The sequence below is a fragment of the Microbacterium sp. Soil_N32 genome, from assembly GCF_057655505.1.
In genome coordinates this window covers 461443-473960 of the sequence record NZ_JBDGME010000019.1, presented here as the reverse complement: position 1 = coordinate 473960, position 12518 = coordinate 461443, and the positions used below count along the sequence as shown (strand labels likewise).

Below are 12518 nucleotides of genomic sequence, written 5' to 3'. Positions count from 1 at the left end.
GTCTCCTAGTCGTTGACGGGACGGACGATGGCGGTGGCTCCGTTGATCGCGCTGACCGCGACGGGTGCCCCCTGCGGGATGGCGACCGGCGTGGAGGTGCGCGCGGTCCAGGTGTCGCCGTTGCTCAGCTTCACCTGCCCGGAGATCTGGGTGATGTCGTGCAGGGCGATGCCCCGCAGATCGAGGAGCGCGTCCACGTTCGATTTCGTCGGGTCCTCCCCGCGGCGCAGCCGTCGGAGGAGGGGCGGACGGAGGAAGAGGATGAAGAGCGCGGCGGCGGCTGCAGCGACGATCACCTGCGCCCAGAAGGGGATGCCGACGAGATCGGTGAGGAGTCCGACCGCGCTGCCGAAGCTGAGCATCAGGAAGGTGAAGTCGAGAGTCAGCATCTCGATCACGAGGAAGAGGGCGATCAGGACCAGCCATCCGATCCAGGCCCACTGGTCGATGAACTGCACGAATGTCGACATGGTGTCCATGCGGCCTCCTTTCGGTCAACCTATCACGCGGCTCCCTCGTCCCGAGGGCCGCCGCGAGGCCCTTGCTAGGCTGGAACACCGCGCCATCGCGGCGCGCCACGCATCTTGAGGAGTCACCGTGTCCGACGTTCTTCCCGCAGGTTCCCTCGACGGCAAGGTCGCCCTTGTCACCGGTTCGTCGCGGGGGATCGGCGCCGACACCGTCCGCTATCTCGCGCAGGCCGGTGCCGATGTCGTCATCAATTTCCGCAACAAGGCACCGCGCGCCGAGAAGCTCGCGGCCGAGCTGCGCGAACTCGGTCGTCGGGCGCTCGTCGTGGGTGCGGACCTCACCGACCCGGCATCCGTCGCGCAGATGTTCGAGGCCGTTCGTGCCGAGTACGGCCGCCTCGACGTGCTCGTGCTGAACGCGTCCGGCGGCATGGAGTCGGGAATGGCCGAGGATTACGCCCTCACGCTCAACCGCGACGCGCAGCTGTCTGTGCTCGAAGCAGCGCGTCCGCTGCTCTCCGATGGCGCTCGGGTGGTCTTCGTCACGAGCCACCAGGCCCACTTCATCCGTACGACTCCGACGATGCCCGAGTACGAGCCCGTCGCCCTCTCGAAGCGCGCGGGCGAAGACGCTCTGCGCGAGCTGATCCCTGGTCTGGCCGAGCAGGGTGTGGGCTTCACGGTCGTCTCGGGCGACATGATCGAGGGCACCATCACCGCCACGCTGCTGGAGCGCGCCAACCCCGGCGCGATCGCCGAGCGACGCGAGTCCGCGGGCAAGCTGTACAACGTGTCGGAGTTCGCGGCCGAGGTCGCCCGTGCCGCGGTCGATCCGGTTCCGGCCGACAACACCCGCCTGGTGGGCGACGTCAGCGCTTTCGCCGCAGAGTGATCTCGAGACGACGGCCCCGCTTCCTCCGCGGAAGCGGGGCCGTCGTGCGTCGTGGGCGTGTCAGCGCAATGTCGCTGTGGAATCGGCCGTGCGGGTCTCCCGACCGAGGGTGATCGCGCGCACGAGCTGGACGATGCCCAACGCGACGAGCGAGATGCCCAGCAGCAGCCAGAACGCGAGCCCGGCGACCAGCGGGGAGAAGAGCACGAACACGCCCGCGACGATGCTGAGCACCGCGTAGAGCAGCGTCCACACCTTCGATCCGTCCTGCCCGAGCAGACTCAACGACACGACGCCGTCGACGATCCAGCTGATGCCGATGAAGATCACGACGACGAGCGCGAGGGTCGCCGCGGCGGCCTGGAGATTGAGGAAGGCGATCACGCCCGCCACGACGTAGAGCAGGCCCAGCGCGATGTGGCCGACGCGAGACCACCCGCCCCGGCCGCCGGCGAAGACGCCGAGCCCGATGTACACCAGGCCCGCGACGACGAGGTAGAAGGCGAAGATCGCCGTGATGATCTCTGCGGTCTTGATCGGCCAGATCAGCAGCACGATTCCGGCGATCAGCGCGAGCGCGCCCGAAACGGCGAGAGTGACGCGTATCGACTTGAGCAGCGAGGTGCTGCCGCTGAGGGATTCGGACATGACGGATCCTTTCTGGGAGAACCCTGTGGTGCTGAAAGGGTAGCGCTGGTGGGTGTCCGACGCGCCGTGTACCGTGAAGCCGCCGCTCCTCGCGAGTGCTCCCGACCGTCGGCCTCCTCCCGCCGACCCGTCCCGAAGGATGCCGATGACCGCCGCCCACCCCGCAGACGCCCATGACGTCATCCGCGTGCAGGGCGCGCGCGAGAACAATCTCAAAGAGGTGAGCGTCGACATCCCGAAACGCCGCCTCACCGTCTTCACCGGGGTCTCCGGCTCGGGGAAGAGCTCGCTGGTGTTCGACACCATCGCTGCGGAATCGCGTCGCATGATCGACGAGACCTACAGCGCCTTCGTGCAGGGGTTCATGCCGTCCGTGCCGAGGCCGGACGTCGACGTTCTCGAGGGGCTGACCACCGCGATCATCGTCGATCAGGAGCGGCTCGGAGCGAACCCCCGTTCGACGGTCGGCACCGTGACCGATGCGAACGCCATGCTGCGCATCCTGTTCAGCAAACTGGGTACTCCGTACATCGGCGGCCCGACGGCGTTCTCGTTCAACATCCCCACGCAGCGCGCGAGTGGGGTGATGACCGGGCCCGGCGGCGAGAAGAAGATCGTGAAGGACGCGATCTACCTCGGCGGGATGTGTCCTCGGTGCGAGGGCAGGGGAGCGGTGTCCGACATCGATCTGTCGCAGGTCGTCGACGAGTCCAAGTCCCTCCACGAGGGCGCGATCATGGTTCCCGGGTACACCGCCGACGGGTGGATGGTGAAGGCGTTCTCAGAGTCCGGTTTCTATCCGGGCGACAAACCGATCGCACAGTTCACCGAGAAGCAGCGACATCTCTTCCTCTACGGCGAGGTCACCAAGGTGAAGGTCGCGGGCATCAACATGACCTACGAGGGTCTCATCCCGAAGATCACGAAGTCGATGCTCTCGAAAGACCTCGATGCGCTGCAGCCGCACGTGCGCGCCTTCGTGGAACGCGCCGCCACGTTCACGGTGTGCCCCGAATGCGACGGGACCCGGCTCACCGAGGGTGCGCGCTCGTCGAAGATCGATGGGGTCAGCATCGCCGATGCGTGCCGCATGCAGGTGACAGACCTCGCCGCGTGGGTGCGCTCGTTGCGGCTCCCCGGCGCGACCCCGTTGCTTGAGGCGCTCTCGGCGAACCTCGACGCATTCGTGACGCTCGGGCTCGGCTATCTGAGCCTCGACCGGCCGTCCGGCACGTTGTCCGGGGGAGAGGCGCAACGCATCAAGATGCTGCGCCACCTCGGATCGTCCCTGACCGACGTGACCTACGTGTTCGACGAGCCGACGATCGGACTGCATCCGCACGACATCGAGCGGATGAATGGGCTGCTGCGCAAGCTCCGAGACAAGGGCAACACGGTGCTGGTGGTCGAGCACAAGCCCGAGACCATCGCGATCGCCGATCATGTCGTCGATCTCGGGCCGGGTGCGGGAAGCGGCGGGGGAGAGATCTGCTTCGAGGGCACCGTTGAGGGGCTGCGTGCGAGCGGCACGTTGACCGGGCGGCATCTCGACGACCGGGCGCAGCTGAAGGACGAGGTGCGTTCGGCGACCGGGGCGATCGAGGTGCGCGGCGCGTCGACGCACAATCTGCAGCACGTCGACGTCGACATCCCCACCGGCGTGCTCACCGTGGTGACCGGGGTTGCCGGATCGGGCAAGAGCTCGCTGATCCACGGGTCGGTCTCGAAGCGCGACGGCGTCGTGGCCATCGACCAGGGGGCCATCAAGGGATCGCGTCGCAGCAACCCGGCCACTTACACCGGGCTTCTCGAACCGATCCGCAAGGCATTCGCGAAGGCGAACGGCGTGAAGCCGGCGTTGTTCAGCGCGAACTCGGAGGGCGCGTGCCCGACCTGCAAGGGCGCGGGCGTCATCGTCACCGAGCTCGGATTCATGGACACGATCGAAACGCCCTGCGAGGACTGCGGCGGGAAGCGATTCCAAGCCGCGGTTCTCGAGTACAAGCTCGGCGGGAAGGACATCACCGAGGTCCTCGATCTGCCGGTCGCAGAAGCGCGCGCATTCTTCGCCGAGGGCGAGGCCGCCCTGCCCGCTGCCGCCGCGATCCTGCAGCGCCTCGACGATGTCGGACTCGGCTACCTGTCGCTCGGGCAGCCGCTGTCGACGCTGTCGGGCGGGGAACGCCAGCGCATCAAGCTGGCGATCCAGATGGGCGGACAGGGCGACGTCTACGTGCTCGACGAGCCCACCACGGGTCTGCACCTCGCCGACGTGGAGAAGATTCTCGGATTGCTCGATCGCCTCGTCGACGCCGGCAAGACGGTGATCGTGATCGAACATCACCAGGCCGTCATGGCGCACGCCGACTGGATCATCGACATCGGACCCGGCGCCGGTCACGACGGCGGACGCGTGGTGTTCGAGGGCACGCCTCGCGCGCTCGTCGCCGACGGCGGAACGCTCACGGCCGAACACCTCGCCGCCTACGTCGGTGCGTGAGCACTCCTGCCGCGGACATGGAATAACCGATAATGCACATTATGTCAGTTTGAATCGGAAGCACAGCTCAGCGAGGCCTCGCTGCACTTCCCCGCGCTTACTTCGTGGGTGCGGCGGAGTGCATGCTGGGCGCAAAGCTGCGGTCAGCCCTGACCCGGTTTGCCCAGGGTCTGACCGGGCGGACACGTTGCTGTCGCAGCCAACGCCGCCACCTGCGCCCGGATCGCGACCCCGTCGCCGATGTTCTGGACGGTGAAGACGACGCCCTGCTGCGACTCGTCCGCCGGAATGTATCCGACGATCGCTCCGTCGACCGGCGACCCTTCATCCAACGGCGGGCCGACCGCGGTGCTGACCAGATCGGCCGTCGGATTTTCTCTCAGCCAGTTCGTCGCATTCGCGACCGTGCCACCGGTCAGCGTCCAGACCCGCTCGCGCGTCGCGACCGGGGTGCAGGGCCACCCCTGGTACGAACCGAACGCGACCGAGTCGTCGGTGGGCACGGCCCCCGGCGGAACGGCGGCGGCATCGAGCCACGCCTGCGCCTGCGCCTCGGCCGCGGCGTCCGTCGTCTCCCCCGGCTCGGTCGTCGGTTCGTCCGCGAGGTCGGGGTCGGCGGTGCTCGACGGGGCCGGCCCTCCGCCTGGACCCGTCGCGCCGCTCGTGCAGGCGGTGCCCAGGAGTGCGAAGACGGCCAAAGCCGACCCGAGAATGAGCGTGGAGCGTCGGCGCATCCCCTCACTATAGAGAGGGACTCCGCCGACGTGGGTACTCCTGCCCTCACCTCGGGTTGCCGTATGTGATTGACTGTCACGCGGTTCACCAGTCATGCCGGATCACCGGCTCACCTTTGGGGGAAGAATGAAACGACAGATCGCCGCCTTCACCATCGCCGCCGTCGCCGTGCTCGGTCTTGCGGGCTGCTCCGGATCGAGCGACGCCGAGCCGAAGGAGACGTCCTCGTCGTCGGCGGCATCCTCCGCCCCGGAAGAGACGGAGAGCAGCTCCGGCCAGTCCGTCGCGGATGCCTGCGCCGAGGTCAACTCGCAGATCGTGGGCCTCGCGACCGAGCTCTCCTCGCTCGACGTGAACGCGGCCACCGCCGACCCTCAGGGCACCGTGACGAAGCTCACCGAGACCGCGGACGCCATCGGCGCAGCGGCCGAGTCGGTCACCAACCAGGAGGTCAAGGACGGCGTGACGGCTGTGCACGAAGACTTCGTCAAGCTCCGCGACCTCCTCCAGCGCGTCCTCATCGACCAGGACACCTCCGCCGCCTCCGAGGTCGGGACGCTCGGCACCGATATCCAGGAGTCGACGCAGGCGATGGCGCAGCTCTGCGCCGCCGGCTGACCCTCGGCCGCCAGGCCTCGCGGGCCCCGTCGTCTTCGTACGGCGGGGCCCGCAGTGCGTCGAGACGCGAGTAGCGTGGAGAGGTGCGCGCTCTCCCCTCCTCTCCCCTGTCCGGACCAGGGTGGCGGGCGTGGACGATCTGGTCGGTCGGCGTCGCGGCCTATGTGCTGGCCATCACCAACCGCACCTCGCTCGGAGCAGTGGGGGTCGATGCGGCCGAGCGGTTCCAGGCGGATGCTTCGACCCTCGCCCTCTTCGCGGTCGTGCAGCTCGCCGTGTACGGGGGCATGCAGATTCCGATCGGACTGCTGCTCGACCGGTACGGCTCGCGCCCGATCATCACCATCGGCATGTTCCTGATGGCGGCGGGTCAGCTCACCATGGCCTTCTCCCCCAGCATCGGCATCGCGATCATCGCCCGCATTCTGCTGGGCGCCGGAGATGCCGCCGTCTTCCCCGCCGTGCTGCGGCTCGTCGCCCTCTGGTTCCCGGCTCAACGGGGGCCGCTGATGGTGCAGTTCACCGGCATCATCGGTCAGGCCGGTCAGCTGGTCGCGCTGGTTCCCGTCGCGGCGCTGCTGCATGCGACCTCATGGACGATCACGTTCGGCAGCATCGCCGGTCTCGGAGCGCTCTTCACGGTGCTCGTCGCGGTCGTCATCCGCAACCGCCCGCCCGATCGCGAAGCCGATGTCTCGGTGAACACCGACACGGGCGTGGTGCGCGTGGTCACGTCGGCGATCGACACCGGGGTCGGCATCCGCGCCGCCTGGGCGCACCCGGGCACGCGGCTGGCATTCTGGTCGCACTTCACGACGCCCTTCGCGGGTACGGCGTTCGTGCTGCTGTGGGGTATGCCGTTCCTCACCGCGGCTCAGGGGCTCACCGCGGCCCATGCCGCGGGCCTGATCTCGGTGTACGTGGTGGCGGGCATGGTCCTCGGACCCCTCATCGGCGACCTCTCCCGGCGTCTTCCCAACCACCGCTCCCTCGCTCTCGTGCTGCCGGCTGTCGGCGTGCAGCTCGTGGCTTGGTGCGCCGTGATCGCGCTCCCCGTCCCGGCGCCGGTCTGGCTGCTGGGGGTGCTCGCCGTCGCCCTGGCCACGGGCGGACCGGCGTCGATGATCGCGTTCGACCATGCCCGCACGCACAATCCCTCGCACCGGCTCAGCACCGCGACCGGGGTGACCAACGCCGGCGGTTTCATCGCGGCCTTGATCGCGATCTTCCTCATCGGTCTCGCGCTCGATCTGCAGGGCGCAGGAACCCCCGACACCTACTCTCTCGACGCGTTCCGCATCGCCTTCCTCGCGCCCATCCCGCTGTGGCTGCTCGGCACCGTCTTCATCGTCGTGGAGCGCAAGCGCACGCGCATCCGGATGGGTCTCGATCCCGAGAAGCCGCGGCGTCGCTGATCATCCGACGCGGCTCCCCGGCGGCTCGGGTCAGTGCAGAAGGTGCTGGAACGTCTCGACGATGAGTTCGACGCTCAGGTGCTCCGGAACGTCCGCATCGCCCGCCTCGAACTCGGCGAGTTCCACGCCGCGCACCGAGTCCAGCGGGATGGCGGCGAAGATCGCCGCCACGTCGCGCGGCAACAGACCCGCACCCACCCGGTAGGCGGCGGGGATGTATCCGGGCTCGAGTACGTCCCAGTCGACGTGGATCCACACCGGTCGCCCATCGATGAGCTCGGTCACGCGCTCCGGGGTGCTCTCCGCCGGGGAGAGCACCGTCACCCCCGCGTCCGCCAACAGGTCGCCTTCTGCGGCGTCGATGTCGCGCCCTCCGACGACGATCACCTGACGCGGGTCGAGCCCCGCTCCGTGCCCGCTGTCCCAGAGGGCGCACGCGGCCGCGAGGACCATGCCGCCGAGATATCCGGATTCGGTCGTGGCGGGTGTGTTGAAGTCGCCGTGCGCGTCGATCCACAGCACGACGGCACCGGGGTGCCGTTCGGCGACCGTGGGCAGAGTGCCGAGGCTCGCGGCGCACGTGTTCGTGGCCAGGATCGGTGTGCGCCCGGCGTCGAACGCGACGGTGACCGCGCGGCGCAGACCGTCGAGCGTCCCCTGCGCCTGCGGGAGCGCCGCCGTCCAATCGTCGTCTCGGGCCGGCGAGGGGGTGCCCACGACGGCGGCATCGATGCCGAGCAAGATCGAGAGTTCCGCGCCGACGCGCTGCGCGCCGACGAGCGCCCCATTCGTGCGGTCGGCCACACGGCCCTGGGAGACGATGAGCGAGAACGGCGACGACATCTTCCCACTCTTCCACGCGAGCCGCGGGCGCTCCAAAACCGGCGGCTCAGCGACCGCGCGGCGTCCACCCGAACGGGAGCGGACCCGACGCACTCCCCCGCTCGACATCGGCGACGGCCGACCACCCCTGTGCGGCCCCCGACCCGTCGAATCCGCCGCGGGCGACGCGGAAGCCGAGATCGTCGTGGTGCATGCGCGGGGCACCGCCGCGGCGTACCGATGCGCGCACGCTCCAGGCGTCGTCGGCGAACCCGCCCCCGCGGAACGTGCGGTAGTCGTCGTAACGGGCCGGATCCAGCAAGTCCCAGCACCACTCCCACACATTGCCGAGGGTGTCGAAGAGCCCGTGCAGGTTCGGGATCTTGCCCCCGACCGGCTGCGGAGACGTCACACCGTCGGCGGCCGTCCAGGCGGCGTCGGCGAGCGGGGCGTAGTACGGGCCGGTCGAGCCCGCACGGCAGGCGAATTCCCACTCGGCCTCGGTCGGCAGACGGAATCCGTCCGCAGTGACGTCCCAGGTCACGTCCTCCCCGTCGAAGAAGTAGGCCTGCTCGGTTCCCTCCCACTCGGACAGCGCATTGCAGAAATGCACCGCGCGCAGCCAACTCACGTCGGTGGCGGGGCGCTCCGGATGCGGTGCGGGGACGCCGAGGACCTCGGACAGCTGCTCCTGGGTGACGGCGTACACGCCGATCTCGAACGGCTCGAGGGCGACCGTGCGGTGCGAGCGCGTCCGTGCGTCGTGCAGAGTGACGTCGCCTCCGGAGAGACGGCGCATCTCGACGTCGCTCATGCGCCGGGCGTCCGCTGCACCCAGGTGGGGTACTTCGCGGTCCGACCGTCGCCGGACGACGTGCGGGTCACGCGGCGCCGCACCCAGGGGCCGACGAACTCGCGATAGTAGGCGAGGCCCGAGGGACCCGCTCCCCCGCGCTCGCGCGGTGCCCACCACTCCTCGGGCGGGCGGAGCCCCAGGGCGTCGAGCACTCGGGCCCCGACGCGGTGATGACCGAACGCGTTCATGTGCAGCCGGTCCTCCGACCAGTACGCGGGCTGCGCGAGCTCGCGGTCCGGCCAGTTCAGGGCCTGCACGACATCGTCGCGGTCGGCGACCCGCCGCAGGACGGCCTCGGACAGCTGGTCGCCCCGGCGGCGCACGAGCGGCCCCATCGGCAGCTGACCGCTCGGGTTCGCGCCGGACAGGAGGATCATCGTGACGCCCTCCTCGTCGCACCGCCGAAGCACGTGCGAGAAGGCGTCCGCGATGCGCTCGAGGTCGGCACGCGGACGCAGCATGTCATTGCCACCGCCGTTGAACGAGAGGTGCGTGGGCCGGAGAGCGAGTGCCGGTTCGAGCTGCTGCTCGACGATCGGCCAGGCGAGCTTGCCGCGGATGGCCAGGTTCGCGTACTCGATCGGCTGACCCAGGGCATCCGCCCATCCTTGCGCGGCGATGTCCGCCCAGCCGCGCTCCCGCCCGTCGGGAAGGACGTCGCCGACGCCCTCGCTGAAGGAGTCGCCGATCGCCACGAAACGCACGTCTGCCATCGGACCAGCGTATTGCCGTCGCGCCCTGGCGGCTCACCGGGTCGCCGGTCAGCCCTGCTTCGCGAGCAGCGCGCGGACGCGCGGAATCACCTCGGTGCCGTAGAGCTCGATGCTGCGCATCATCGCCTCGTGCGAGAGGGTGCCCGTCGCGTACTTGAGGTCGAAGCGCCCCAGGCCGAGGGTGGTGACCGTCTGCGCGATCTTCGCGGCTACGCGTTCGGGCGACCCGGAGTAGATCGCACCTTCCGGGCCGATGTCGTTCTGGAACCGGGCTCGGCTGTACGCGGGCCAGCCCCGCTCGCGGCCGATGGTGTTGTTCATGGCCTCGAAGCCGGAGTAGGCAGCATCCCACGCCTCGGCGTCGGTGTCGGCGATGTGGCCCGGGGAATGCACCGCGATCGGGTGCTCGGTCGTACCGAACGAGGCGACCGAGCGGTGGTACAGGTCGACGAAGGGACGGAAACGTGCGGCGGGGCCCCCGATGATCGCGAGCATGAGTCCGAGGCCGTGCCGTGCGACGCGCACGACGGACTCCGGGCTGCCGCCCACACCGACCCAGGTGCGCAGGCCGTTCTCGGTTTTGGGGAAGACGTCGGCACCCTCGAGCGGCGCCCGCATGGTCCCCGACCAGGTCACGGGCTTCTCGGCGAGGAGCTGCGTGAACAGATCGAGCTTCTCTTCGAAGAGGGCGTCGTAGTCGCGCAGGTCGTAGCCGAACAGGGGGAACGACTCGATGAACGAACCGCGTCCGAGCACGACCTCGGCGCGTCCGTTCGACACGGCGTCGAGCGTGGCGAACCGCTCGTAGACCCGCACAGGGTCGTCGGAGGACAGTACGGTGACGGCCGTGCGGAGCCGCAGGCGCTTCGTGCGCGCGGCGATGGCCGACAGCACCATCTCGGGCGCGGACACCGCGAACTCCCGGCGATGGTGCTCCCCCACTCCGAAGAAGTCCACGCCCACGGCATCCGCCATCTCGGCCTGTGCGATGACGTTGCGGATGGTCTGCGCGCCGCTGAGCAGCTCGCCGTTGCTGTCCCGGGTGATGTCGCCGAAGGTGTCGAGTCCGAATTCGATGTCCATGATCAACCTTTCCTATTCAGGTGAATGAACATCGGATGCCGTCCCGTCATTCCCGGATCAGCGCGGCAGCAGCACCGACCGCAGCGTGTCGAGACCGACGCCGCCGATGTCGAGGGCGCGCTTGTGGAAGTCCTTGAACGAGAACCGCTCCCCCTCTCGCTGCTGCACCGCCTCCCGCACCTGCTCCCAGATGCGCTGGCCGACCTTGTACGAGGGTGCCTGCCCCGGCCACCCGAGGTACCGGTTGACCTCGAACTGCACGAACTGGTCCGACATGTTGACGTTGCGGCGCATGAAGTCGAGGGCGTAGTCCGCGTCCCAGATGCCATCGCCCTCGAGGCGTGGCTTGCCGAGGTGCACGCCGATGTCGAGGACGACGCGGGCCGCCCGCATCCGCTGCCCGTCGAGCATGCCGAGGCGGTCGGCCGGGTCGTCGAGATAGCCCAACTGCTCCATGAGCCGCTCCGCATAGAGTGCCCAGCCCTCGGCGTGCCCCGAGGTGCCGGCGAGAAGGCGCCGCCAGGAGTTCAGCTCGGCGCGGTTGTACACCGCCTGAGCGATCTGCAGGTGATGGCCGGGGACGCCCTCGTGATACACCGTCGTGAGCTCGCGCCACGTGTCGAACTCGGTGACGCCCTCGGGTACCGACCACCACATACGGCCCGGCCGCGAGAAGTCGTCGGTCGGACCGGTGTAGTAGATCCCGCCCTCCTGGGTGGGAGCGATCATGCACTCGATCGTGCGGATCGCCTTGGGGATGTCGAAGTGCGACGCGGCGAGCTCGGCGACGGCTCGATCGCTCGTCTCCTGCATCCACCGCTGCAGCGCCTCCGTGCCGACCAGCTTGCGCGCCGGATCCGCCTCGAGGTGCGCCACGGCCTCCTCGACCGAGGCGCCGGGGAGGATCTCGTTCGCGATCGCGGTCTGCTCGGCGACCATGCGCGCGAGTTCCTCGCGTCCCCATTCGTACGTCTCGTCGAGATCGATCGTGGCGCCGAGGAAGCGTCGGGAGTTCAGGGCATAGAGATCGCGACCCACGGCGTCGACCTCGGATGCCGCGGGCACGAGCTCCTCGGCCAGGAAGCGGCGCAGCTCGCCGTACGCGACGCGGGCGGCCGCGGAGTTGTCGGCGAGCGTCCGGGCGAGCGACGCGGGAAGCTGCCCCTCGTCGGGCGCGGCGTCGGCGACGAACGACGCGAAGAATCCGTCGTCGGCGGTGTACCGGTCGATCTGCGTGGCGACCTCGACGACCTGTCGCCGTGCCGGTGTCACGCCGTGGGCGATGCCCTCGCGCAGGGTCGCCGTGTACCCGCGCAGGGCTTCAGGGACCGCCGCGAGGCGCCGCGCGATGACCGACCAGTCGTCGGCGGTGCCGGTGGGCATGAGGTCGAAGGCGGAGCGTACATCCTGCGCCGCCGAGGCGATGACATTGAGATCGCGCAGATGCCACTTGGCCTCGTGCAGTTCGAGGTCGAGGCGCAGCTCGGCACTGAGATCGGTCTTCGTCACCTCGTCGATCGCGTCGACCGGTTCGAGCGCCGACAGCGCGTCGAGCGTCCGTCGCGTCGCGGCGGCGATCTCGTCGTGACCCTCGGGGCTCAGGTCGCCGAAGCGACCGTTGACCTCGTCGCGCCCGATGTAGGTACCGAGCGTCGGAGCCAGGTCGACCAGGGTGTCGACCCAGCGCTCGGCGACCTGGTCGATGGCGGTGGGTGTCCGAGAGGGGGAATCCATGCGCTCCAGCCTACTGTCGACCCGCGGCGCCG

General features: G+C 69.2%; 12 protein-coding genes. 4 read left to right on the top strand and 8 right to left on the bottom strand.

What is annotated here, in order from left to right:
* Nucleotides 1-5: 5 nt before the first annotated feature.
* Nucleotides 6-479, bottom strand: a complete 474-nt coding sequence (locus AC3A3J_RS10390; RefSeq protein ID WP_487672200.1) for an NfeD family protein — start codon at nt 477-479, stop codon at nt 6-8.
* 118 nt (nt 480-597) lie between these two features.
* Here AC3A3J_RS10390 and AC3A3J_RS10385 point away from each other — a divergent pair, with 118 nt between their 5' ends.
* Nucleotides 598-1362, top strand: a complete 765-nt coding sequence (locus AC3A3J_RS10385) for an SDR family oxidoreductase (RefSeq protein ID WP_487672199.1) — start codon at nt 598-600, stop codon at nt 1360-1362.
* Nucleotides 1363-1422: 60 nt separating this feature from the next.
* Here AC3A3J_RS10385 and AC3A3J_RS10380 read toward each other — a convergent pair whose 3' ends face one another.
* On the bottom strand, nt 1423-2010 hold the full coding sequence (locus AC3A3J_RS10380) for an HdeD family acid-resistance protein (RefSeq protein ID WP_487672198.1): 588 nt from the start codon (nt 2008-2010) through the stop codon (nt 1423-1425).
* A 145-nt stretch (nt 2011-2155) separates the two neighbouring features.
* Here AC3A3J_RS10380 and AC3A3J_RS10375 point away from each other — a divergent pair, with 145 nt between their 5' ends.
* Nucleotides 2156-4510, top strand: coding sequence for an ATP-binding cassette domain-containing protein (locus AC3A3J_RS10375; protein WP_487672197.1), 2355 nt, complete (start codon nt 2156-2158; stop codon nt 4508-4510).
* A gap of 143 nt (nt 4511-4653) precedes the next feature.
* Here the strand turns inward: AC3A3J_RS10375 and AC3A3J_RS10370 are convergent, their stop codons facing one another.
* Entirely contained in the window at nt 4654-5244 is a 591-nt protein-coding gene (locus AC3A3J_RS10370) for a hypothetical protein (RefSeq protein ID WP_487672196.1), read from the bottom strand.
* Between the two features lie 127 nt (nt 5245-5371).
* On the opposite strand from AC3A3J_RS10370, the gene AC3A3J_RS10365 reads away from it, so the two are divergent.
* Entirely contained in the window at nt 5372-5863 is a 492-nt protein-coding gene (locus tag AC3A3J_RS10365; RefSeq protein WP_487672195.1) for a hypothetical protein, read from the top strand.
* A gap of 83 nt (nt 5864-5946) precedes the next feature.
* Nucleotides 5947-7278 (top strand): MFS transporter, encoded by a 1332-nt coding sequence (locus tag AC3A3J_RS10360; RefSeq protein ID WP_487672194.1) that lies wholly within the window; start codon nt 5947-5949, stop codon nt 7276-7278.
* A 30-nt stretch (nt 7279-7308) separates the two neighbouring features.
* Here the strand turns inward: AC3A3J_RS10360 and AC3A3J_RS10355 are convergent, their stop codons facing one another.
* The 5 genes from AC3A3J_RS10355 to AC3A3J_RS10335 are packed head-to-tail and all read right to left on the bottom strand — an operon-like array spanning nt 7309 to nt 12486.
* Nucleotides 7309-8121, bottom strand: a complete 813-nt coding sequence (locus AC3A3J_RS10355) for an arginase family protein (protein WP_487672193.1) — start codon at nt 8119-8121, stop codon at nt 7309-7311.
* A gap of 46 nt (nt 8122-8167) precedes the next feature.
* The gene (locus AC3A3J_RS10350; protein ID WP_487672192.1) at nt 8168-8914 is read right to left on the bottom strand and encodes a formylglycine-generating enzyme family protein; all 747 of its coding nucleotides are present in this window, start codon (nt 8912-8914) and stop codon (nt 8168-8170) included.
* A complete protein-coding gene (locus tag AC3A3J_RS10345) occupies nt 8911-9669 on the bottom strand; it encodes an SGNH/GDSL hydrolase family protein (protein ID WP_487672191.1) in 759 nt (252 codons plus the stop codon). The genes AC3A3J_RS10350 and AC3A3J_RS10345 overlap by 4 nt, the downstream gene beginning before the upstream one ends.
* A 48-nt stretch (nt 9670-9717) precedes the next feature.
* Nucleotides 9718-10752, bottom strand: coding sequence for an LLM class flavin-dependent oxidoreductase (locus AC3A3J_RS10340; RefSeq protein WP_487672190.1), 1035 nt, complete (start codon nt 10750-10752; stop codon nt 9718-9720).
* A gap of 57 nt (nt 10753-10809) precedes the next feature.
* Nucleotides 10810-12486: a DUF885 domain-containing protein gene (locus AC3A3J_RS10335; RefSeq protein ID WP_487672189.1), complete on the bottom strand. Its 1677-nt coding sequence runs from the start codon at nt 12484-12486 to the stop codon at nt 10810-10812.
* Nucleotides 12487-12518 lie beyond the last annotated feature (32 nt).

Excerpts from the sequence above, each read along its gene's own strand:
- AC3A3J_RS10390 (WP_487672200.1), bottom strand. The coding sequence starts at position 479 with ATGGACACCATGTCGACATTCGTGCAGTTCATCGACCAGTGGGCCTGG.
- AC3A3J_RS10380 (WP_487672198.1), bottom strand. The coding sequence starts at position 2,010 with ATGTCCGAATCCCTCAGCGGCAGCACCTCGCTGCTCAAGTCGATACGC.
- AC3A3J_RS10375 (WP_487672197.1), top strand. The coding sequence starts at position 2,156 with ATGACCGCCGCCCACCCCGCAGACGCCCATGACGTCATCCGCGTGCAG.
- AC3A3J_RS10370 (WP_487672196.1), bottom strand. The coding sequence starts at position 5,244 with ATGCGCCGACGCTCCACGCTCATTCTCGGGTCGGCTTTGGCCGTCTTC.
- AC3A3J_RS10365 (WP_487672195.1), top strand. The coding sequence starts at position 5,372 with ATGAAACGACAGATCGCCGCCTTCACCATCGCCGCCGTCGCCGTGCTC.
- AC3A3J_RS10355 (WP_487672193.1), bottom strand. The coding sequence starts at position 8,121 with ATGTCGTCGCCGTTCTCGCTCATCGTCTCCCAGGGCCGTGTGGCCGAC.
- AC3A3J_RS10350 (WP_487672192.1), bottom strand. The coding sequence starts at position 8,914 with ATGAGCGACGTCGAGATGCGCCGTCTCTCCGGAGGCGACGTCACTCTG.
- AC3A3J_RS10345 (WP_487672191.1), bottom strand. The coding sequence starts at position 9,669 with ATGGCAGACGTGCGTTTCGTGGCGATCGGCGACTCCTTCAGCGAGGGC.
- AC3A3J_RS10340 (WP_487672190.1), bottom strand. The coding sequence starts at position 10,752 with ATGGACATCGAATTCGGACTCGACACCTTCGGCGACATCACCCGGGAC.
- AC3A3J_RS10335 (WP_487672189.1), bottom strand. The coding sequence starts at position 12,486 with ATGGATTCCCCCTCTCGGACACCCACCGCCATCGACCAGGTCGCCGAG.